Source organism: Allobosea sp. BK604 (assembly GCF_004341515.1).
Lineage (GTDB): Bacteria > Pseudomonadota > Alphaproteobacteria > Rhizobiales > Beijerinckiaceae > Allobosea.
On sequence record NZ_SLZF01000008.1, the window covers coordinates 215,553 to 237,171 of the forward strand.

General features: G+C 66.7%; 22 protein-coding genes. 11 read left to right on the top strand and 11 right to left on the bottom strand.

Features of this window, described 5'->3' with window-relative positions; all coding sequences use genetic code 11:
• Positions 1–4 precede the first annotated feature (4 nt).
• The 4 genes from EV560_RS24260 to EV560_RS24275 all read right to left on the bottom strand — a co-directional run bounded on the left by EV560_RS24260 (position 5) and on the right by EV560_RS24275 (position 4,005).
• Positions 5–928, bottom strand: a complete 924-nt coding sequence (locus tag EV560_RS24260) for an ABC transporter permease subunit (protein ID WP_131858395.1) — start codon at positions 926–928, stop codon at positions 5–7.
• A gap of 250 nt (positions 929–1,178) precedes the next feature.
• On the bottom strand, positions 1,179–2,189 hold the full coding sequence (locus EV560_RS24265) for a 4-hydroxyproline epimerase (protein WP_131858396.1): 1,011 nt from the start codon (positions 2,187–2,189) through the stop codon (positions 1,179–1,181).
• Positions 2,186–2,764, bottom strand: a complete 579-nt coding sequence (locus EV560_RS24270; RefSeq protein WP_131858397.1) for an AAA family ATPase — start codon at positions 2,762–2,764, stop codon at positions 2,186–2,188. The genes EV560_RS24265 and EV560_RS24270 overlap by 4 nt, the downstream gene beginning before the upstream one ends.
• A gap of 8 nt (positions 2,765–2,772) precedes the next feature.
• Positions 2,773–4,005: an NAD(P)/FAD-dependent oxidoreductase gene (locus tag EV560_RS24275; RefSeq protein ID WP_131858398.1), complete on the bottom strand. Its 1,233-nt coding sequence runs from the start codon at positions 4,003–4,005 to the stop codon at positions 2,773–2,775.
• A 291-nt stretch (positions 4,006–4,296) separates the two neighbouring features.
• On the opposite strand from EV560_RS24275, the gene EV560_RS24280 reads away from it, so the two are divergent.
• Positions 4,297–5,004 carry a GntR family transcriptional regulator gene (locus EV560_RS24280; RefSeq protein WP_131858399.1) on the top strand — a complete coding sequence of 236 codons (708 nt, stop codon included), beginning with the start codon at positions 4,297–4,299 and terminating at the stop codon, positions 5,002–5,004.
• A gap of 144 nt (positions 5,005–5,148) precedes the next feature.
• Complete coding sequence (locus tag EV560_RS24285; RefSeq protein ID WP_248312178.1) at positions 5,149–5,667, top strand: flavin reductase family protein; 519 nt, start codon at positions 5,149–5,151, stop codon at positions 5,665–5,667.
• Positions 5,668–5,779: 112 nt separating this feature from the next.
• Here EV560_RS24285 and pcaC read toward each other — a convergent pair whose 3' ends face one another.
• The 5 genes from pcaC to pcaB are packed head-to-tail and all read right to left on the bottom strand — an operon-like array spanning position 5,780 to position 10,027.
• On the bottom strand, positions 5,780–6,166 hold the full coding sequence (pcaC, locus tag EV560_RS24290) for a 4-carboxymuconolactone decarboxylase (RefSeq protein WP_131858400.1): 387 nt from the start codon (positions 6,164–6,166) through the stop codon (positions 5,780–5,782).
• Between the two features lie 10 nt (positions 6,167–6,176).
• Entirely contained in the window at positions 6,177–6,956 is a 780-nt protein-coding gene (gene pcaD, locus EV560_RS24295; RefSeq protein ID WP_131858401.1) for a 3-oxoadipate enol-lactonase, read from the bottom strand.
• A 17-nt stretch (positions 6,957–6,973) separates the two neighbouring features.
• Positions 6,974–7,384 carry an aconitase X swivel domain-containing protein gene (locus EV560_RS24300; RefSeq protein ID WP_131858402.1) on the bottom strand — a complete coding sequence of 137 codons (411 nt, stop codon included), beginning with the start codon at positions 7,382–7,384 and terminating at the stop codon, positions 6,974–6,976.
• Positions 7,375–8,634 carry an aconitase X gene (locus EV560_RS24305; protein ID WP_131858403.1) on the bottom strand — a complete coding sequence of 420 codons (1,260 nt, stop codon included), beginning with the start codon at positions 8,632–8,634 and terminating at the stop codon, positions 7,375–7,377. Before EV560_RS24305 ends, EV560_RS24300 begins: the two co-directional genes overlap by 10 nt.
• Positions 8,627–10,027 (bottom strand): 3-carboxy-cis,cis-muconate cycloisomerase, encoded by a 1,401-nt coding sequence (gene pcaB / locus EV560_RS24310; RefSeq protein ID WP_248312179.1) that lies wholly within the window; start codon positions 10,025–10,027, stop codon positions 8,627–8,629. The genes EV560_RS24305 and pcaB overlap by 8 nt, the downstream gene beginning before the upstream one ends.
• Before the next feature lie 159 nt (positions 10,028–10,186).
• Here pcaB and EV560_RS24315 point away from each other — a divergent pair, with 159 nt between their 5' ends.
• The gene (locus tag EV560_RS24315; RefSeq protein WP_131858404.1) at positions 10,187–10,639 is read left to right on the top strand and encodes a CoxG family protein; all 453 of its coding nucleotides are present in this window, start codon (positions 10,187–10,189) and stop codon (positions 10,637–10,639) included.
• A 13-nt stretch (positions 10,640–10,652) separates the two neighbouring features.
• Here the strand turns inward: EV560_RS24315 and EV560_RS24320 are convergent, their stop codons facing one another.
• Positions 10,653–11,996 carry a methyl-accepting chemotaxis protein gene (locus EV560_RS24320; RefSeq protein WP_131858405.1) on the bottom strand — a complete coding sequence of 448 codons (1,344 nt, stop codon included), beginning with the start codon at positions 11,994–11,996 and terminating at the stop codon, positions 10,653–10,655.
• A 358-nt stretch (positions 11,997–12,354) separates the two neighbouring features.
• Here EV560_RS24320 and EV560_RS24325 point away from each other — a divergent pair, with 358 nt between their 5' ends.
• The 4 genes from EV560_RS24325 to EV560_RS24340 all read left to right on the top strand — a co-directional run bounded on the left by EV560_RS24325 (position 12,355) and on the right by EV560_RS24340 (position 16,793).
• Entirely contained in the window at positions 12,355–12,849 is a 495-nt protein-coding gene (locus tag EV560_RS24325) for a (2Fe-2S)-binding protein (protein WP_165923599.1), read from the top strand.
• A gap of 145 nt (positions 12,850–12,994) precedes the next feature.
• Positions 12,995–15,358 (top strand): xanthine dehydrogenase family protein molybdopterin-binding subunit, encoded by a 2,364-nt coding sequence (locus EV560_RS24330; protein ID WP_131858407.1) that lies wholly within the window; start codon positions 12,995–12,997, stop codon positions 15,356–15,358.
• A gap of 17 nt (positions 15,359–15,375) precedes the next feature.
• Positions 15,376–16,179 carry an FAD binding domain-containing protein gene (locus tag EV560_RS24335; RefSeq protein WP_131858408.1) on the top strand — a complete coding sequence of 268 codons (804 nt, stop codon included), beginning with the start codon at positions 15,376–15,378 and terminating at the stop codon, positions 16,177–16,179.
• 23 nt (positions 16,180–16,202) lie between these two features.
• Positions 16,203–16,793: a LysE family translocator gene (locus EV560_RS24340; protein WP_131858409.1), complete on the top strand. Its 591-nt coding sequence runs from the start codon at positions 16,203–16,205 to the stop codon at positions 16,791–16,793.
• Positions 16,794–16,859: 66 nt separating this feature from the next.
• On the opposite strand, the gene EV560_RS24345 is transcribed toward EV560_RS24340, so the two are convergent.
• Positions 16,860–17,213 (bottom strand): nuclear transport factor 2 family protein, encoded by a 354-nt coding sequence (locus EV560_RS24345; RefSeq protein WP_131858410.1) that lies wholly within the window; start codon positions 17,211–17,213, stop codon positions 16,860–16,862.
• A 233-nt stretch (positions 17,214–17,446) separates the two neighbouring features.
• On the opposite strand from EV560_RS24345, the gene EV560_RS24350 reads away from it, so the two are divergent.
• From EV560_RS24350 to EV560_RS24365, 4 genes are all read left to right on the top strand, one after another.
• A complete protein-coding gene (locus EV560_RS24350) occupies positions 17,447–18,367 on the top strand; it encodes an AAA family ATPase (protein ID WP_131858411.1) in 921 nt (306 codons plus the stop codon).
• 376 nt (positions 18,368–18,743) lie between these two features.
• Positions 18,744–19,118 carry a nuclear transport factor 2 family protein gene (locus EV560_RS24355; RefSeq protein ID WP_131858412.1) on the top strand — a complete coding sequence of 125 codons (375 nt, stop codon included), beginning with the start codon at positions 18,744–18,746 and terminating at the stop codon, positions 19,116–19,118.
• Positions 19,119–19,172: 54 nt separating this feature from the next.
• Complete coding sequence (locus EV560_RS24360) at positions 19,173–20,372, top strand: vWA domain-containing protein (RefSeq protein ID WP_131858413.1); 1,200 nt, start codon at positions 19,173–19,175, stop codon at positions 20,370–20,372.
• A gap of 161 nt (positions 20,373–20,533) precedes the next feature.
• Positions 20,534–21,562 carry an ABC transporter substrate-binding protein gene (locus tag EV560_RS24365; RefSeq protein WP_165923600.1) on the top strand — a complete coding sequence of 343 codons (1,029 nt, stop codon included), beginning with the start codon at positions 20,534–20,536 and terminating at the stop codon, positions 21,560–21,562.
• The last annotated feature ends 57 nt before the right edge of the window (positions 21,563–21,619 follow it).

Consider the following 21,619-nt stretch of genomic DNA (forward strand, 5'->3'; position numbering starts at 1 on the left):
GGCGTCAGACCTTCTCGACTTCCGGCCGGCCGAGGATGCCGGAGGGCATGAAGACGAGCACGACCGCGAGGATGCAGAAGGCGGCGACATCCTTGTAGTCAATGGTGAAATAGGCCGACCACATCACCTCGATCAGGCCGATCAGAAGCCCGCCGATGACAGCGCCCGGCAACGAGCCGATGCCGCCCAAGACCGCAGCCGTGAAGGCCTTGACGCCCGGTGTGAAGCCGTCGGCGAAGTTCACCACGCCGTAGAGCACGAGATACATCACGCCGGCGACGGCGGCGAGCGCGGCGCCCATCACGAAGGTGATCGAGATGGTGCGATCGACATCGATGCCGAGCAGGCCGGCCATCTTGCGGTCCTGCTCGCAGGCGCGCTGGGCCCGGCCGAGCGGCGTCTTCTGCACGATGTACCAGAACACGCCGAGCAGGACGGCCGTGGTGACGATGATGACGATCTGCTTATAGGAGATCGAGACCGAGTAGGTGGCGCTGTCGATCAGGGTGATCGAGCTGTTCAGCATCGGTGGGACCGACTTGTTGCGCGGACCCTGCACGACCTGCACGAAATTGGTCAGGAAGATCGACATGCCGATCGCCGAGATCAGCGGCGCCAGCCGGAACGAGCCACGCAGCGGCCGGTAGGCGACGCGCTCGATCGTCCAGTTCCAGAGCGAGGTGAAGAACATCGCCAGGAAGAGCACGACAATCAGCGCCAGCATGATCATGCCCGCTCCGGTACCGATCACCGCCGTCACCAGCATGAAGAAGATCAGCGCGATGAAGGCCGAGAGCATGAACACGTCGCCATGGGCGAAGTTCACCATGCCGATGATGCCGAAGACCATCGTGTAGCCGATGGCGATGAGGCCGTAGATCGACCCCAGGGTCAGCCCATTGATGAGCTGCTGGAGAAAAACTTCCATTGACGACGCCTAACCCCTCGAACCAGCTCCCGTTCTTCTGGCCGGCATGATGCCGACGCATGCGGGATGCGATTGCTACGCAGAGCTACCAATGGCTTGCGCCGACGACAATCACCTCATGACAAGTTTCTGTCAAAAGCAATCTGCTCCGATTTGCTCTCGAAATAGGCAGAAGACTTTGCGGCGCAGCGCTCATTTGGCGCAAGATGATTGTGGCCTGGGCAGTGCATAACTCGGGGTCGGGAGGCCCTCAATTGCGGTCGGCGAGCTGGAATCCATGCGCCAGCGGGTCGCGATCATCGATGAAAATGGTGTTGTAGCCGGTCATCCGGGCCCACCCCTCGATCGAAGGTATAATGGCGTCATGGTCGCCGACCTTGGCCGCGGCCTCGACCCGGCCGCGGAAGAGCGTGCCGATGATGCTCTCGTGGACGAAGTCGTCGCCCACCTTCAATTTTCCTTGAGCGGCCCATTGCGCCATGCGCGAGGAGGTGCCGGTGCCGCAGGGCGAGCGGTCGATCGCCTTGTCACCGTAGAACACGGCGTTGCGGGCACGGGCGTCCGGCTGAGTCGGCTTGCCGGTCCAGAGGATGTGGCTGAGGCCGTTGATCGCCGGGTTCTCGGGATGGACGAACTTGTACTTGGCGTTGAGCGCGGCGCGCAGCTTCGGGCTCCAGCGCAGCAGGTCGGACGGGTTGACGTCGGCGATGTCGTTGATCGCCTTCTGCGGGTCGACAATCGCGTAGAAATTGCCGCCATAGGCGACGTCGACGGTGACCTCGCCCAGGCCCTCGACCTCGGCGCTCAAGCCGGTCGCGTGCAGGTAGGAGGCGATGTTGGTGATGCGGACGCTGTCGACATAGGGGCCGTTCTGGACATAGGTCGCGGTCACCAGGCCGGCGGGCGTGTCGATCTTGAGGACGCCGGCCGTCTTCGGCGTCACGAGGCCGCGCTCCAGCGCCATGGTGACGGTGCCGATCGTGCCATGGCCGCACATCGGCAGGCAGCCGGAGGTCTCGATGAAGAGGAAGGCGATATCGGCGTCCTCGCGCGTCGGCGGGTAGAGGATGGCGCCGGACATCATGTCGTGGCCGCGCGGCTCGAACATCAGGCCGGTGCGGATCCAGTCGAACTCGGCGAGGAAATGCGCGCGCTTCTCGACCATGTTCTTGCCTTCGAGGCGCGGGCCGCCACCGGCGACGAGGCGCACAGGATTGCCGCAGGTATGGCCGTCGACGCAGAAGAAGGTGTGTGTGCTCATGGCATTGGCTCGGCTGGCTGAGGAGTTGATTCAAATATGGCGCGGCAGCGCTCGGCAAGGAGAGCGGCAGCCACGTCAGGCGAGAGATCGGTGATGTCGAGCTCGACCAGCGGTGCTCCCGCTGGTCGCAGCAGCCGATGGTTGGCCCGCAGCGAGGCGAGCACCGCCGGATCGGTCAATTTATGACGCTCTGCCCGGCCGGCGGCGACGAGCCGCGCGGCATTCTGCTCCGGCGCGCAGTCGAGCACGATCGCAACCAGTTCCGCGCCACGCGCTGCCGCCAGGGCGCGGTATTCGTCGAAGACGGCGCTGTCATGGACATCATCCGCGAGCGCATCGGTAAGGATGAGCAGGCCGGGCCGCATCCGGGCGACATGATCGAGGATCGCGGCGCGTAGCGCCTTGAGCAGGGAATGGTGGAGCGGGTCGCGGCGCTCGAACAGCACCTCGGCCGGGTTGATGATCGTATGGTTGTCAAGCAGGCGGGCATCGAGCAGGGCGGCGAGCTCGCGGGCGATGGTCAGCTTGCCGGAGCCCGGCCAGCCATTGATGTGGATGATCGCATCCGCCGCCACGCCAGGCCTCAGAACCGGGTCGGGCTGAACGGGTCGAGCGCGAGCGGAGGCGCGCGCCCGGCGACCAGGTCGGCGATGATCGCGCCGGTCACGGCCGATTGCGTCATGCCGTAATGGCCATGGCCGAAGGCATAGTAGACGTTGCGGTTGCGCGAGCTCGGGCCGATCACCGGCAGCGAATCAGGCAGGGAGGGTCGGAAGCCCATCCAAAGCGTGCCGCTCTCGAATTGCGGCAGGCCGTCGATGAAGCCGCTCGCCTTGTCATAGAGCACGCGCGTGCGGGCATGGTTCGGCGGCGCCTCCAGCCCGCCAAACTCGACCGCGCCTCCGATCCGCAGCCCGCTCTCGAGCGGGGTGACGACGAAGCCGTGCCCCTCGAAGCCGATCGGCCGCATCGTCAGGCCGGTCCTGCCGGGAAAGCTGACATTGTAGCCACGCTCGGTATCGAGCGGCACCTTGTCGCCCATCGCCGCAGCAAGCGGCTTAGACCAGGCGCCGGCCGCGATCACCGCGCGGTCGACGACGCGCTGCCACCCGTTCGGACCGATCAGGGCAGGGCGCTCGCCCATCGAGATCGTGCTGACTTCGGCCTTCTCGAAGGTCGCGCCGCGCGCCAGCGCCGCCTCGAACAGGGCGAGCGTAAGCTGGAGCGGATCGCTGATATGGGCGGTGTCGGGATGGAAGGCGGCACCGACGAAGCGGTCCTTCAGCGCCGGCTCGAACTGACGCAGTTCCTCGCGGCCGATCATGTCGACCGTGATGGCGAACTCAGCCTGGCGCTTGGCGATCTCGCCGGCCTCGGTGAAGGCGCCCCGGTCGGTGAAGACGTAGAGTCCGCCCTTGCGATGGATATGATTCGAGACGCCGGTGGCTTCGGCCAGCTTGAGCCAGGCCGGCAGCGCGCGCTGCTGCAAGGCTCCGAGCCCCTGGACGGAACGCTCGAACGCGTCGGGCCGGGCAGCGAACAGGAAGCGGATCAGCCAGGGCAGGAGCTTGGGGAAATAGGCGGGGCGGATTGCCAGCGGCCCGAGCGGATCGAGCAGGAATTTCGGGACGTTGCGCAGATTCTTCGGGCTGGCGATCGGCAGGATGTCCGTATGTGCCATCCAGCCGGCATTGCCGCGCGAGGGACCGAACGCGGGCCCTTCGCGATCGAGGATCAAGACCTCATGGCCGTCGTCGAGGAGAGCGTGCGCGATGGCGACGCCAACGATGCCTGCCCCGACAACGGCGATCTTCATGGCAAGCTCATCCCCTCACGGCCCTTAGTCCCCGCGTGCTTCCGTTCGGGATCGGCCGAACGATGAGATCGCGTGCCCGTCAATATCCGGAGCGTGTTCTGATCGCAAAAGTCCATTCCACCTTTGCGGAACATGCCCGGAGCTTCGGCAGCGTATCGTCGTCGCAGAAAGCTTGCGCGCCGAGCCTTTTCGCTTGCAGATTGCAAGACTGCCGTCTTAGGCTGGTCCCATGGGTGATATATCAATGTCCGACGCCGCGTCAATCCTGAGCCCCGGGCGCTGGAGCGTTGCATGAGCGGCCGTTTCGCGACTGAAATGCGCGGCGGCGGCGATGATTCCAGCGCGCCGCTCGCTCCTGCGGGCACGCTTAGCCTGTCAGAAATCGCCTATGGCCGGCTGGAAGAGGCGATCGTGACGCTGTCGCTGCGACCGGGCGCGGTATTGACCGAGGCGCAGCTGATCGACCTCGTCGGCGTCGGCCGCACGCCGGTGCGCGAGGCGCTGATTCGGCTGGCGCAGCAGGGGCTGGTCGAGATCCTGCCGCGCAAGGGCGTGGCGGTGACGGATATCAACGCGATCGACATCATGGCCGCGCTCGATGCGCGCGAGGTGCTGGAGCGCCTGATCGCCTCCGACGCGGCCAAGCGCGCCAGCCCGCGCGAGCGCATTGCCATCGTCGAGAAAGCCAAGGCGATGCGGGCCGCGGCCGAGGCCGGCGATGCCAATGCCTATATGCGGCTCGACAAGGAGCTCGATGCGGCGGTGGCCGCGGCGGCGCGCAGCCCCTATGCGACGCGGGCGGTCGAGCCGCTGCAGGCGCTGATCCGGCGGGCCTGGTATTATTTCGAGCGACAGGACGATCTCGTGCCGGCTGCCGCCCATCACGCCGCCTTCGCGCAGGCGCTCGCGACGGCCGATCCCGAGGCGGCGAGCGCGGCAAGCGATGCGCTGATGCTGCATCTGCGCAACGGACTCCTGGCCACGCTGGGGCAGGACTGATCCAATCGCGATCGATTCCAGAATTTGTGATATATCTTTGTTCGGCGGCCTGATCATGGCGCGGCGCTGTCGCTATGCTGGTCTTCTCGCCGCGAACACCCTACATCAGCGGCCAAGAACGCTCGTTTTCTACAGATCGGGTCGATGACCAAACTCGTTCAGGCCGAGCCGCGCGACATGGTCGCATCCGGCGGGCCGGCCTTCAGGCAGGCGATGGCGCAGGTCGCCAGTGCCGTTCATGTCGTGACCACGCAGGGGCCAGCCGGGCGCGCCGGCATGACCGCGACCTCCGTCGCGCCGGTTTCGGACGACCCGCCGACGATGCTGGTCTGCATCGAGGCAGCCAGCCGCACGCTCGCGGCGATCGAGGCGAGCGGTGCCTTCTGCATCAACACGCTCGGGGACCAGAGCATCGAGCTCGCCGAGATCTTTGCCCGCCGCCGCAATCTCGAGGGCGAGGCGCGCTTCGCCACCGCAGACTGGATCACGCTCGCAACCGGGGCGCCGGTGCTCGCGGATGCGCTCGTCGCCTTCGACTGCCGGCTGATCGACGTCAAGCACGTCGCGACGCACCGGATCCTGATTGGAGAGGTGGTCGCGATGGGGGGCGTCGGGACAGGGGCCGGGCTGGTCTACCGGCGCCGGGGTTTCAGCAGCGTTTGATCGCGACGCCCGTCGTCATTGCGAGGAGCGAAACGACGAAGCAATCGACGGCCTCCGAGCTCTACGAGACTGGATTGCTTCGCTTCGCTCGCAATGACGCTGCGGTTGGAATTCACCCTTCCGCGTCGACCTCTGCAAACACGCTCATCGCCTCCTTGAAGGCGTGGTTGGCGGCCGGCACGCCGGCATAGATCGCCGCCTGCATCAGCACTTCCTTGATCTCGTCACGGCTCATACCGTTATTTAGCGCGCCGCGGACATGGATGCGGAATTCGCCCCAGGCGCCGAGCGCCGTCGCGATCGAAAGCACGATGATCGAGCGCTCGCGGCGTTCCAGTCCCGGCCGGTTCCAGATGTCGTTCCAGGCGGTACGGGTGATGAACTCCTGCCAGTCGCGGTTGAACTCGCTGACGCTGGCGCTCGCCTTGTCGACATAGGCTTCGCCGAGCACGGCGCGGCGGGTCTTCATGCCCTCGGCATAGCGGGTGGGTTCGTCCATGGCAGGCCCCTTAGCCGTTCAGGAAGTCGAGCACGGCCTTGCCGAACGCTTCGGGCTGCTCGAGATTGGAGAGATGGGCGGCGTCGAGCTCGACGAGATCGGCGCCGTGGATCGTCTCGGCCATCAGCTTGCCGGCCGCTGGCGGCGTCGCCGGGTCAACCTTTCCGACAATGACGAGCACGGGGTTGGTGACGGAGGCGATCGCCTCGCGCTGGTCCATGTCGCGGATCGCGGCGCAGCAGCCGGCATAGCCGAGCGCGGGCGTCGCCGCGAGCATCTCGCTGACCTTGGCGATGGTGTCCTTGTCGCGCTCGCGGAAGCCCGGACTGAACCAGCGCTCCAGCGTCTGCTGCACGATTGCGGCCATGCCATTGGCCCGGACATTGCGGATGCGGCCGTTCCAGAGCTCCGGCGGTCCCATGCGCGAGCCGGTATTGGCGAGCACGACGCGGTTCAGCCGCTTGCGGGCGTGGGTCGCGAGCCATTGCCCGACCATGCCGCCCTTCGAGAGGCCGCACCAATGCACCTTGTCGAGGCCGAGATGGTCCATGATCGCGATGGCGTCGCTGCCGAGCTCGGAGATCGAATAGGGCCGGTCCGGCGCCGTCGACTTGCCGTGGCCGCGGGAATCGTAGCGGACGACGCGGAAATGCTTCGACCATTCCGGAATCTGCGGATCCCACATCGAGAGATTGGTGCCGAGCGAGTTCGACAGCATCAGCACCGGCGCATCGGCGGGACCGTCGATCTCGATATTGAAGGATTCGCCCCGGATGGTCTCGATCGGCATCGGCGTTTCTCCTGAACTCATTCCGTCGTGATCGCACCCTGGCTCGAAACCAGAAGGCGTTTGCCGTCAAGACTTTGCTGTGCGGTGGCCGACAAGCGCAAGGCCGGCGGCGTTTCCCAACCCATCTCGCGCGCGACGACGAGGCCGAGCAGCAGGATGGCGTCGGGCGTGTCCATCAGGATCGCTGCCGGAGCCCTGCCGGCATGGACGAGCTCAAGCAGCACGGCGGAGGCGGAGGAGGAGCCGATGGTGCCGGGCAGCGCCAGCACCGTGCCGGCGATGTTGCGGCCACGCTGCGGATGGCGCGCGTCGATGATGTCACCGGTCTTCGGGTCGACGCCGCCCCAGAAGCTGATCGGGGCGGTGAGCGCGAGGCATGGGCCGGCTGCGTCATTGCCGGGGATGAGGATGTCCGCGATCAGGCCCATGCGCGCGGTTCCCTCACGAGCTTGCCCGCGACGGCGCTCTCGACGCATTCGGCAAGCGAGCCATAGGTCACGGCATAGCCGGTATTGCCGGGCGCGTAATGGGCGAACTTGCCGGAATTGGTCATCAGCACCGCGCCCTCGACCTCCGGCAGGATCGGCGTCACCACCACGCAGGTATCGGCGACGAAGATCACGCCGGCCGCTTCAAGAGCCTTGCGGCGGCCATCGGCTTCGAGCGGGCGCAGGACGTGGCGGCCGGTATTGGCATAGAGCGGCGCCTTGAGGCGGCGGCCGGCCATGAGATGCTCGACCTCGTCGATCTCGGCGAGCGAGAGATGCGGCGAGCCGATCGCGATCGCGTCGATCCGCCCGGTCTCGCCGGCGGTGGAGAGCCGGGCGAGGGCGCTCTGCACCTCCTGCGGCGTCAGGGTCATGCGCTCGCGCGGCGGCTGGTTGCCGAGCGCGGTGGCAAGATCGGGGGCCTCGGGCGTGACGCCGGCAATATGGAAGAGGCCGACGCCGCCGGCCGAGGCCGCCGCCGCGCCGAGCGCCTTGAGCCGATCCTCGCTGGTGCAGCCCTGCAGGCCGTCGATGACGGCGATGGCGGTCCCGGCGCTGCGGCCGAGGATCGTGCCGAGCACGGGGTAGAAGACATCGGAGCTGCGCAGCTCGCGCGACAGGGCGCTGGCATCGATCACCAGCGTCGCCAGCCGGTTCTCCTGTCGATGCAGGCCGTAATCCGGGGCGCGGCCGGCAATGGCACAGGCGATGTCGAGGAAATCGCCATAGCGGTTGGTGCGGGCCCCTAACACCGAATTGCAGAAGACGACGGCGTTGGACTCGCCCCAGGCGACGTCGCTGCCTTGTGCTGGCCGATGCCCGGCCTGATAGGGCGCGCAGGTCCAACTCGGCTCGCAGCCCATCGCCTCGTAGGCGCGCATCATGCGTGCCGCCATGTCGCGCTCGTGCGGCGGCAGCCGAATCGTGGCGCAGCCTGCCGGCGCCAGCGCGCCGACATTCAGCGTGGCGCGCACCGCCACTTTCGCGCCGCCCGCGACCAGTTTCTCGGCGAAGAGCGTGCCGGAATCGCCATGATAAAGCGCGCCGTCGATATGGGCGGAGGCGACCGGGATCAGCCGCGGCGCCCCCATCAGCCGGGCCGATTCCGCGACGATGCGCATCGCCATCGCGGCGCCTTCGCCCTGCGTGCCGGAGACGACGGCTTGTTCATCGAAAGTGAGTTCAGGCATCCGTGGTCCCGTATTCCCGCGTCGGAGATGGTGGCCCTGCCGGCGCTTCCTGCTCGCTGCGGGCCAGTACGCGGTCGATGATGGCGTCGCTCGCGCCGCGATAGGTCGTGGGCTCGAACAGGGCGTCGAGCTGCGCGGGCGAGAGCTTGCCGGCGAGCGCTTCGTTGCCGGCGAGCACATCCTTGAGATGGCGGCCGCTGGCGACGCAGGTCCGGCTCGCTTCCTCCAGCACATGATGCGCTTCGCCGCGGCCGATCGTGCTCGCCAGCGCGAGCGAGACGCGTTCGGCCATGACGAGACCATTGGTGAGGTCGAGGTTCTGCCGCATCCGATCGGGGAAGACCTGAAGGCCGAGGATCAGCGTGACGGCCTGGTTGAGCGCCGAGCCTGCGACCATGAACAGCTCGGCCATGGTCGGCCATTCGGCGTGCCAGCCGCCCATGGCGCGCTCATGCTCCTGCGGCATTGCGGCGAGCATGGTCGAGACGAGCCCGGGCGCGCGCCTGGCGGCTGCGAGGATCAACGTGCAGAGGACCGGGTTGCGCTTATGCGGCATGGCGGAGGAGCCGCCCTTGCCGGGCGCTTCCGGCTCGGCCAGCTCGCCGATCTCGGTTTGCGCCATCAGGGCGATGTCCTGGGCGATCTTGCCGAGGCTGCCGGTCAGGATGCCGAGCTCGGCGGCAAGGCGGACGAGGCGGTGGCGCTGGGCATGCCAGGGCGTGAGCATGGCCGCGTCGGCCTGCGTCAGATCCCGAAAGGCCTCCTGGGCGCGGACCGCCACGTCACCCAGCGATGCCAGCGTTCCGGCAGCGCCGGCGAATTGCTGGATCGGCCTGACCTCTCCGAGACGAGCGCGGCTTTCGAGGAGTGGATCGAGCCAGAGCGCCGCCTTGACCCCGAAGGAGATCGGCACGGCATGTTGCAGGAAGGTCCGGCCGATCATCGGCGTCCGGCGATGCGTCCGCGCCAGCTCGGCGAGGGCCGGAATGATGCGGTTCAGCCGCCCGAGCAAGGTCTCGATGCCGCGCTCGAACTGATACTCGCGACCCGAATCGATCACGTCCTGGCTGGTCGCGCCGTAATGGACCCAGCGCGCCGCGGCAGGGTCGATCTTGGAAACGCGCTCGGTCAGGGCCTTGACCAGGGGAATCGCCGGGTTTCCGGCCAGCGTGGCGGCTTTGCCGAGCGCAGCGGCATCGTAGAGTTTGAAATCGCACTGTTCGGTGATGGTCCGGGCTGTGCCGGCCGGTGCCATGCCGGTAATCTCGAGCGCGCGGGCGAGATTGGATTCAAAGGCGAGCATCCCCATCAGCAAACTGGCGTCGCCCAGCTCATGGGCCATCTCGCCATCGCCGAAGAGTTCGCCGAACAGCCCCTCGCGCGGCATCGTCATGCGGGCTGTTCCGGGGCGCGTCTCACATCGGGCCTCTTGTGCGGCGGGCTGCTTTGCGACCATGGATTAGGTCTAGGCCTGCCTTGGATAGACCTAGGGCACACGCCGCCGCAACAGGCAGGTGCTGCTGCCCCTGCTGATGAATGACGGAGCTCGGTCATGGCAATGACGATGAATGGCGAGGCGACCCTGCCCGCAAGCAAGGACGTGGTCTGGGCCAAGATGAACGATGCGGACGTGCTGAAAGCCTGCATCCCCGGCTGCGAGACGCTGACCAAGGATGACGACACGCATTTCTCCGCGGTGGTGAAGGTCAAGCTCGGCCCGGTGAAGGCGACCTTCAAGGGCAAGGTCGAGCTGCAGGATCTCGATCCGCCGAACGGCTATCGCATCGTCGGCGAAGGCGAGGGCGGCATTGCCGGCTTCGCCAAGGGCGGGGCGAAAGTCTCGCTCTCGGAGGCCGAGGGCGGGCAGACCCTGCTCAGCTACGAGGTCGAGGCGCAGGTCGGCGGCAAGCTGATGCAGCTCGGCTCGCGCCTGATCGATTCGGTCTCGAAGAAGCTCGCCGACGAGTTCTTCGCCAATTTCGCCAAGGCGGTGAGCGAAGGCTGAGGGCGCTGGCCGCTCAGGATGCCTGCCGCAGCGAGACGAGCGCCTCGCTGACCGTCGCCTCCGCCGCGCCGACCTGGAGCGCGATCTCGGCAGCCGCGGCGTTGGCGCGCTCCAGCGCCCTGGCGGTGGTCTCCAGGCTGTCATTGACGGCATAGGCGCGCGCGATCGCCTGGTCGGAATTGTCGGCGACCTCGGCGGCATCGCGGGCAATGCCGGTCGTGACGATGCTCTGCTGGCCGACCGCATCCGAGATCGCCTCGGAATCGATCAGGATCTCGCCGATCGTCGCGCCGATCGAGGCGGCCCGTGTGCTGCAGGTCTCGGCGCTGGCGGCGAGATCGGCGATATGGCGGGCGATATCCTGGGTCGCGGTCGCGGTCTGAGAGGCGAGCGTCTTCACCTCGGAAGCGACCACGGCGAAGCCACGGCCGGCCTCGCCGGCGCGGGCTGCCTCGATGGTGGCGTTCAGCGCCAGCAGGTTGGTCTGCGCGGCGATGTCGGAGATCAGGCCGACGACGGTGCCGATGCTGTGCGTGACGGCGTGGAGCTGCATGATCGCGTCGTTCATCGCTTCGGCGTCGATGGCGGCGCGGTTGGCGATCTCCAGGCTCTGGCGGGCGCGGTGGCCGATCTCGGCGATATTGGCTGACATTTCCTCGGTGGCGGCGGCGGTCTGGATCGCCTTCTCGCGCACCAGCGAGGAGGCGCGCGCGACATTGCCGACCTGGTCGCGGATGAAGGCGGTGGCGTCGCTGGTTTCGCCGGCCGTCGCGACGAATTGCTCGACCGCGCCGCTGATCGTGGCGTCGAGCAGGCCGATGCGGGATCTCATCGTGGCCGCTGCGTTGTCGAGCGCCTTGGCCCGCCGTTCGGCCTCTTCCGCTGCGATCTGCTGGTCGATGGTGATGGCGGAATTGACGTCGTAGGTCAGGATCCGCTCGATGATGTAGAGGTCGCGCGCGACCTTTTTCGGCGTCAGCAGCAGCCTGATCCGGCTCGCCACGGAAATGGCCTGGAACACGGCCATGGCAATCGAGGTGCGTGGCCGCGGCCCGACCTTGGCGACGCGCTCGAGCCGGCCGAGATGTTCGAGCGAGGCGCAGTAACGCTCGTCGAAGGCGCCGTCGAAGAGCAGGCGGAAATGCGCGGCCTCGGCCGGATAGAGATCGTCGGCGACAGGGGCGACCGAGTCGCGCAGGCTCGCATGAATCGTGAAGGCTCGGTCGAAATCCGTCTCGACCAGGCGCTCGATGACGCGGTCGACGACATCGCGATAGAAGCGCAGCCTTGCACGTTGTGCATCGTCGTACCCGATTGCACGCAGCCGTCTCTGAATCTGATCGGAGATGGTCGGCACCGCGGAACCCCTGAACGAGGCGACGAAGGCTCGCCGTCGGCCGCCGACCCTGCCTTCGCTTCCGTTAAAATTCAGCGAAGATGCCAAGGGGGCGCGGCAGGGCAATTGCAGCCGTCATTTTGCTGTAATTAAGGTGCGCTGCACAAAAACGGGCGGCAAACGTGCCGAAAGCCCCCTTCTTTCAATTCGCGGCAGCGCTTGACCACGCAAAATCGCGGGTCCACAGTTGGTTTCGAGCTGTTCCAAGGAAAAGCTGCCCGAGGGGGCTAGCGGGTTTCGCGAACGGTTCCGGCTCCGGATGCAGTGGCTTTGCGAGTCACCGGCTGGGCCCGGATATAAGGTCACAGGAGGTATGCTCATGGCCACGGTTTCGCTGACGGTGAACGGCAAAGCCGTCACCGCGAATGTCGATCCTCGCACCTTGCTGGTGCAACTCTTGCGCGAAAATCTGCGGCTTACCGGCACGCATGTCGGCTGCGACACCAGCCAGTGCGGCGCCTGCGTCGTCCATGTCGACGGCAAGGCGGTGAAATCCTGCACGACGCTGGCGCTTTCGCTCGAAGGCGCGTCGGTGACGACGATCGAAGGCCTCGCCAATGGCAGCGCCCTGCACCCGATGCAGGAGGCTTTCCGCGAGCATCACGGCCTGCAGTGCGGCTATTGCACGCCCGGCATGATCATGGCTGCGGTCGATATCGTGAACCGGCGCGGCAACGACCTCGACGAGGCGACGATCCGCGAGGATCTCGACGGCAATATCTGCCGCTGCACCGGCTACCACAACATCGTCAAGGCCGTCGCCGCCGGCGCCGAAGCCATGGGCAAGGCCCCGATGCGCCAGGCCGCCGAGTGATGCAGCACCCGGCTCGCGCCATCCCGCGCGAGCCCGTTCTCAAGCCTAGGAAATGTGAACGTGATGTCGCCCGAAAACCGGGTCCCACTGTTCGGCATCACGTTCTAGCGCGCCCGCCAGAGGCGCCGTGCAGGGAGGGAACATCATGTCCGTAACCGGAATCGGCGCTGCCGTGCGCCGCAAGGAAGACCATCGCTTCATCACCGGCCAGGGCCACTATACCGACGATATCGATCGTCCCGGCCAGGCCTATGCCTATTTCCTGCGCTCGCCGCATGCGCATGCCGCGATCAAGTCGATCGACGCCAAGGCCGCCGCCGGCATGCCCGGCGTGCTCGGCATCTTCACCGGCGATGACCTCACGGCCGACAAGGTCGGCGGGCTGATCTGCGGCTGGATGATCCACTCCAAGGACGGCTCGCCGATGAAGGCCGGCCCGCATCCAGCGCTTGCCCAGGGCAAGGTGCGCTATGTCGGCGACCATGTCGCCGTCGTGGTCGCGGAGACGCTGGCGCAGGCGCGTGACGCGGCCGAGGCGATCGCTGTGGATTACGAGCCGTTGCCGGCTGTCATCGACACCGCAAACGCGGCCCAGGCCAAGACCCAGATCCATGCCGAGGCGCCGGACAATACGGTGTTCAACTGGCATCTCGGCGACAAGGACGCGACCGAGCGGGCCTTCAAGGCGGCAAAGCACGTCACCCGGCTCGATATCGTCAACAACCGGCTCGTGCCCAACGCGATGGAGCCGCGCGCGGCGGTCGGCGACTATGATCGCGGCGACGGCGTCTTCACGCTCTACACCACCAGCCAGAACCCGCATGTGGCCCGCCTCGTGCTCTCCGCCTTCATCGGCATCGCGCCCGAGAACAAGCTGCGCGTGATCGCGCCGGATGTCGGCGGCGGCTTCGGCTCGAAGATCTTCATCTATGCCGAGGAGACGGTCTGCGTCTGGGCGGCGAAGAAGGTCGGGCGCCCGGTGAAATGGACCGCCGATCGCACCGAGGCCTTCCTCTCCGATGCACATGGCCGCGACCATGTCAGCCATGCCGAGCTCGCGACCGATGCCGAAGGCAAGATCCTCGGCCTGAGGGTCAAGACCACGGCCAATCTGGGCGCCTATCTCTCGACCTTCGCCTCCTCGGTGCCGACCTATCTCTACGCGCCGCTGCTGTCGGGCCAGTACGACATCCCGGCGATCTATTGCGAGGTCGACGCGGTCTACACAAACACGGCGCCGGTCGATGCCTATCGCGGCGCCGGGCGGCCGGAGGCGACCTTCGTGGTCGAGCGCCTGGTCGAGGTCGCGGCGCGTGAGCTCGGCAAGGACCCGGCCAAGTTCCGGATGCAGAACTACATCAAGAAGTTCCCGCACCAGACGCCGGTCATCATGATGTACGATGCCGGCAACTATGCCGCCTCGATGAAGAAGGCGCTGGAGATCATCGACTACAAGGGGCTGGGCAAGCGCAAGCGCGACTCGGCCCGCCAAGGCAAGCTGCGCGGCATCGGGTTCTCCTCCTATATCGAGGCTTGCGGCATCGCGCCGTCCGCCGCGGTCGGCTCGCTCGGCGCAGGCGTCGGCTTGTGGGAATCGGCCGAGGTCCGCGTGAACCCGATCGGCACGGTCGAGGTGCTGACCGGCTCGCATAGCCATGGCCAGGGCCATGAGACGACGTTCGCCCAGCTCGTCAGCGACCGACTGGGCATACCGATCGACAACGTCTCGATCGTCCATGGCGACACCGACAAGGTGCAGATGGGCATGGGCACCTATGGCTCGCGCTCGGGCGCGGTCGGCATGTCCGCCATTTTCAAGGCGCTCGACAAGGTGATCGCCAAGGGCAAGAAGGTCGCGGCCTATGTGCTCGAGGCCGACGAGGCCGATATCGATTTCGAGAACGGCAACTTCAAGGTGAAGGGTACGGATCGCACGCTCGATTTCGGCTCCTGCGCGCTGCAGGCCTATATCGCCCATAAGTTCAACGGCCAGGACCTGGAGCCGGGGCTGAAGGAAGGGGCGTTCTACGACCCGACCAATTTCACCTTCCCGGCCGGCGTCCATATTTGCGAGGTCGAGATCGATCCGGCGACCGGCGTGACCAGGATCGACCGCTGGGCCGCGGTCGACGATTTCGGCGTCGTCATCAATCCGATGATCGTCGAGGGCCAGGTCCATGGCGGCATCGCCCAGGGCGTCGGCCAGGCGCTGCTCGAAGCGGCGCGCTACAACCAGGACGGCCAGCTCGTGACCGCGAGCTTCATGGATTACTGCATGCCCCGCGCCGACGACCTGCCATCGTTCGATGTGGGGCTGACGGTGACGCCGTGCCCGTCGAACCCGCTCGGCATGAAGGGCTGCGGCGAGGCCGGCGCGATCGCCGCTCCGCCCGCCGTGATCAACGCCATCACCGATGCGCTCGGTCATGAGGAGGTCACCATGCCGGCGACGCCGCAGGTGGTCTGGCGCGCGGCGCAGAAGAGCATCAGGCGAATGGCCGCAGAGTGATCTGAAAGGACGAGACCATGTACGCTTTCACCTATCATCGCCCGGCCACGGCGCGGCAGGCGGCCGGCCTGCTCGCCAAGAAGGAAGACGCCAAGCTGCTCGCCGGCGGCCACACCTTGCTGCCGACCATGAAGCAGCGCCTGGCCTCGCCGGCGCATCTGGTCGATCTCGGCGCCTGCGCCGATCTCAGGGGCATTGAGCGGAAGGGCCGCAATGTCGTCATCGGTGCGATGACGACCCATGCCGAGGTGGCGGATTCGGCGATCGTCAAGGAGGCGATCCCGGCGCTCGCCTTCCTCGCCGGCCATATCGGCGATCCGCATGTGCGCCATCGCGGCACGATCGGCGGCTCGGTCGCCAATAACGATCCGGCGGCGGACTATCCGTCGGCGCTGCTGGCGCTCGGCGCGACCGTCACCACCAACAAGCGCAAGCTGACGGCGGACGAGTTCTTCACCGGCCTCTACGAGACCGCGCTGGAGGAGGGCGAGATCATCACCAAGGTCTCCTTCCCGGTGGTCTCGAAGGCCGGCTATGCGAAGTTCCGCAACCCGGCTTCGCGCTATGCGCTGGTCGGCGTCTTCGTTGCCAAGCGCGGCTCGGATGTCCGCGTCGCCGTCACCGGGGCGGGCGAGGGCGGCGTCTTCCGCTGGCCCGAGGCCGAAACCGCGCTGGCGGGCCGCTTTGCCACGAAGTCGCTCGACGGGCTGAAGCACAAGGCTGACGGCATCAACGGCGATATCCATGCCGATGCCGAGTATCGCGCCCATCTGATCGGAGTGATGGCCAAGCAGGCGGTGGCGCAGGCGACCGGGAAGTAAGCAGCCCGATGCGCAGCTAACCCATGCGGTTCTGGGAGTTCGTCCTGGCTGCGCTCGTGGCCGAGATCACTCCCGGGCCGAACATGGGCTATCTCGTGGCGCTCAGCCTCTCGCGCGGCAGGCGCGCCGGCATGGCGGCGGTGGCGGGCGTGGCGCTCGGGCTTGCGCTGCTGGGGCTCGCCGCGGCCTTCGGTTTCGCCTTCGTCAGCGAGAGGTTTCCGCTTGCGGCCGCGGCGCTCCGCTGGGGCGGCGTCGCCTATCTGTTCTGGCTGGCCTGGGACGCATGGCGCGAGCCGGACGCTGCGATGGCGCAGGACGAAGTCCGCCTGTCGTTCCGGCGCGGGCTGATCACGAACCTGCTCAACCCCAAGGCCGCAGTGTTCTATGTCGCGGTGATCCCGCTCTTCCTGCCGGTGCCGCCCGCGCGCGACGAAATCCTTTGGCTCACCGCGACCTTCGTCGTGATCGCGACCGCCATCCATGCAGCGCTGGTGCTCGGCGCGGATGCCGCGCGCAGCCTGCTCTTCGAGCCCTCACGCGAGCGCTTGATCCGGCGGGGGGCCGCTGTTGGAATGGCGCTCGTCGCCTTGTGGTTTGCCTGGTCGACGCGCTGATCGCCGGCGTTCCGACATGGGACTTCCATGGAGCCGGATCGCCGGGCGCGGCCGCGGCCATGTGCCTCAATAGAAGAAGCGTTCTTCGACGATCTTGCCGTTCTCGACGGTGTAGAGGCCGAACTCGTTCATCTTTCTCCGTTCGCCGCTCTCCTTGACGGTGACGTCGACATAGAAATTCACGACGAATTGATCGCCGTTGAAATAGGGGCCGTCGGCGGTCATCTCGTGGACCTCGTGATTGGCGACCCACCATTCGCCCTTCTTGCGCACGGCGTCCTTACCGCGGCAGACGGCCATCGGACCGTCCATGCTCTCGTAGCTCACGATGGTGTCGGCGTTATAGGCGTTGCCCGCTTCGTCATGCTTGCCCTGCTTGAGCAGCGCGACGAAATCCTTGGCAAGCTCTCGCGTGGTCATGGTCCATACTCCTCACTGGAAACGTCCCAGCCGGGTCATGCTCTGCTCCAACTGCGTCAGAGCAATGACCTCGTCAGAGCGATGGTTTGGCATGCCTTTCCTCGCTACGAAGGCCGCGCCAGATCGTCATGCGTCCCCGAGGACGCAAGATGGCGATCCAGCCCATTGTTAAAGCATCGGATCTTTCCGAGAACCGGATTCCACTTCCCGGTTCGATGCTCTAGAGGTCGGTCATGCTGACATCGTCCCGCATCCCCAATTCGATCGACGCCACGCTGGCGCTGCTGCAGGCGCAGGGCTATGTCGCCGACCGGGCGCTCGCGACCGTGCTCTTCTTGGCCCTGCGCATGAAGCGGCCGCTGCTGCTGGAGGGCGAGGCCGGCACCGGCAAGACCGAGATCGCCAAGGTGCTTGCCGCGGGCCTCGGCCGCCGGCTGATCCGGCTGCAATGCTATGAGGGACTCGATCTCGCCTCGGCCGTCTACGAGTGGAACTATGCCGGGCAGATGATGGCGATCCGCCTGGCGGAGGCGGGTGGCGCGGCCGGTGATCGCGAGCGGCTCGAATCCGACTTGTTCTCCGAGCGCTATCTGGTCAAGCGGCCGCTGCTGCAGGCGCTCGAACCGCAGGAGGGCGGGGCGCCGATCCTCCTGATCGACGAGCTCGACCGCACGGACGAAGCCTTCGAGGCCTTCCTGCTCGAGGTGCTGGCCGATGCGCAGGTGACGATCCCCGAGCTCGGCACGGTGAAGGCGGCCGAGCCGCCGATCGTGATCCTGACCTCGAACCGCACCCGCGAGATCCATGACGCGCTGAAGCGGCGCTGCCTCTACCATTGGGTCGGGTATCCCGACTCAGCCCGCGAGCTCGCCATCCTGAAGGCGCGTGCGCCCATGGCGCCGGCGAAGCTGGCGAAGCAGGTCGTCGCCTTCGTGCAGGCGATCCGCAAGGAGGAGCTGTTCAAGGCGCCGGGCGTCGCCGAGACCCTGGACTGGGCGAGCGCGCTGGTCGAGCTCGATGCGGTGGCGCTCGACCCGGCGATCGTCTCCGACACGCTGGGTGCCCTGCTCAAATATCAGGACGATATCCAGGCGATGCAGGGCTCGAAGGTGAAGGAGCTTCTGGATCAGGTGAAGACCGAGGCGCGGGCCTAGGGTCTGTCCTCATATTGGAGGGTGTCGTGATCGGGCCAAAATGGCCGAGTGCAAGGAGGAGCCCGCCGCCCGATGCCCCAGGCATCGGGCAAGGGACCGACGCGGCAGTCGGCCATTTTCGCCCGACCCCGAACGGGCGCGGGCCTTTTGCCCGGCTGGTGCGTCGCGCGGCCTTGCAAACCGCGCGGTTTGCGGCGGCCACGCTCCTGCCCGCCGGGCAAAATGCCTCGCGTCGCGACACCCTCCAATATGAGTACAGACCCTGGGGTCTGCTGCTCGTCATGGTCGACCTTGTGTCGACCATCCACGTCTTTCCTTTCATCCGCGTCGCAAGGCGTGGATGCTCGGGACAAGCCCGAGCATGACGGAGTGAGCCATGAACGACGATATCAAGGCGATCGAAGTGGCGACCTGGACCTATCTCGACGGGCTCTATGAAGGCGATGTCGAGAAGCTGGGCTCCGTGTTCCACCCGACCAGCGCACTGACGCAATCGCTCGACGGCGAGCTGAAGATCGTGCCGCGCGAGGAGTGGTTCAACGCAGTGCGCAACCGGGCCGCGCCCAAGGCCGCCGGGTTGGAGCGCGGCGACCATGTCCTGGCGATCGACCTGGTCGGACCAAGCATGGCGCTGGTCAAGGTCAAGTGCCAGATGCCGCCGCGTTATTTCACCGACCTGCTCTCCTTCCTGAAAGTCGATGGCAAATGGGTGGTGGCACAGAAGGTGTTCATGACCGAGACGAGGGCGTGAGCGGTTTTCCGCGACATCACGGTCGGCCCCGAGCATGACGGCTTTAGCCTCCGCATGACCGGCAAGCTCGCCGAGAACATCGCCTATTTCGGCCGCGCGCTGCGCGTTGCCGGCGTCAAGGTCGGGCCGGGCGCGGTGGTCGAGGCGGTCGAGGCCCTGGCCGATGGTGCGCTCGGGCGGCGCGAGGATGTCTATTGGGCGCTGCACGCGATCTTCGTGAAGCGCCATGAGGACACTGTGATCTACGACCAGGCCTTCCGGCTGTTCTGGCGGCGGAGGGCGCTGATCGAGAAGCTGATGGCGCAGATGTCGCCGATCGCGCCCGGCGGCGAGAGCAAGCCGGAAAAGGCCGAGGCCGGCGCGCTGCGCGTCGCGGAAGCCTTCACGCCGCCGGACCAGGATCGCGGCGAGCCGACCGAGCTGACCGAGCTCACCGCGCGGCTGACGGTCTCGGATCGCGAGATGCTGAAATCGCGCGACTTTGCTCAGATGAGCGCGGCCGAGCTCGCCCGGGCGAAGCAACTCATCGCCGAATTGCGCCTGCCCGACGACATGGTGCCGACCCGGCGCTTCCAGGCCGCCCATCTCGGCGCCCGCATCGACCCGCGCCGGACTTTTCGGCGCTCGCTCAGGGGCGGTGGCGCCTCGATCGACCTTGCCTTCCGTGAACGAGCGCAGGTGCATCCGCCGGTGGTGGCGCTGGTCGATATCTCCGGCTCGATGGCGGAGTATTCGCGCATCTTCCTGCATTTCCTGCATGCGCTGACCGAGAAGCGGCGGCGCGTGCATTCCTTTGTCTTCGGCACGCGGCTGACCAATGTCACGCGCATGCTCCGCGCCCGCGATCCCGACGAGGCGCTGGCGCTGGCCGGCAAGGCCGCGCCGGATTGGGAGGGCGGCACCCGCATCGCCACTGCGCTGCATGCGTTCAACCGGGTCTGGTCGCGGCGCGTGCTGACGGGCGGTGCGGTGGTGCTGCTCTTCACCGATGGGCTGGAGCGACATCTCGACGACGAGCTCGGCTTCGAGATGGACCGGCTGCAGCGCTCCTGCCGGCAACTGGTCTGGCTCAATCCGCTGCTGCGCTATGACGGCTTCGAGGCGCGCGCCAGCGGTATCCGAGCGATGCTGCCGCATGTCGACTCGTTCAGGCCGATCCACAACCTCGCCGCCATGGCCGATCTCTGTGCCGCGCTCGCGCCGGATGCGGGGCGGGAAGGCGATCCGCGCGCCTGGTTGAAGAAGGCCGGGTAGGCCGCCCGGAGGTGGCGCAGATGGATTTCACTGCGCGGTGATGACGCGCTGGTTTTGATCTCTTTCGGCGAAAAGATTCGGAAGCATTTTCCACCAGACCGATGCCATAACGCAGGCCGACCGTGCTGGCCATCATGGCTTGCTGCCGAGCGGAGCTTGACATGATCGACCGTAGAACCCTGCTCGCCCTGGCAGCTGGCACAATGGCTGGGATAGGCCCTGGCTTCGCCCAGAACACGCCGCTGCGCATCGGTTATGTGCCGGTCATCGGGGCAAGCGCCCTGTTCGTCCTGGCCGGGGACGGATCGGCGCGCGAGGCCGGGCTCGATCTGAAGCTGAGCAAGTTCGATTCGGGTCCGAACGCCATCCAGGCCTTTGCTTCCGGCACGCTCGATATCCTGGTCATCGGGGTCGCTCCGGTTGCCGTCGCCCGCGCCCGCGGGCTCGAGGCTTCGGTCATCGCTGCCGCCGCCGTCGGTGGCTCTGCCTTCGTGGCCGGCCCGGCACTTGCCAAGGCCTTCGCCGAAAACGGCAACGACCCGGCCAAAGCCTTCGCGGCCTTCAGGGCCGCGACCGGCCGCAAGGCCAAGCTGGGCACATTGCCGCCGGGCGGCGTGCCGACAGTCGCGCTCCATCACTGGCTCTGGAAGGTGGGCAAGGTCGATCGGGCCGATATCGAGATCGCCAATATGGGCATCGAGGTGGTGCAGCAGGCCATGCTGACCGGCGCCATCGATGGTGGCACGCTGCTCGAGCCCTCGGCCACGCTGGTGCCGGAGCGGGACCCGCGCATTAGGCGCATCGTCAATGCGCCGGACATGTTCCCGAACATTCCGGGCGTCGTCGTCGCTGCCTCGGGGAGCCTCCTCAAGAGCCGCTCTGATGTGGCCGAGCGTTTCGTCGGCCTGTTCCACAGGGCGACCGAGCAGGTTCGCGACGAGCCCGCCAAGGCGGCGCCGCATGTGCTCGCCGCTCTCGGCGGCGGCCTCGTCGCCGAGGCGACGATCGCGCGAGCTCTTGCCTCGCCGGCGGTGAGCTTCGTCAACGATCCCGCCAGCATCCGCAAGGCGACGGAAGAATTACTCGCCTATCAGGTCGAGCTAGGCGATTTTCCGCAAGCGCCGTCGCTCGACGGTCTATTCGATCAGGCGCTCTACGCGCGCGGCGTCAAGACAGCGGCGACGCGCTGAGCGACGCACGATCGCTGTTCCTATCGTCGGAGAGACGCACCCCGGGCTCGGCGAACA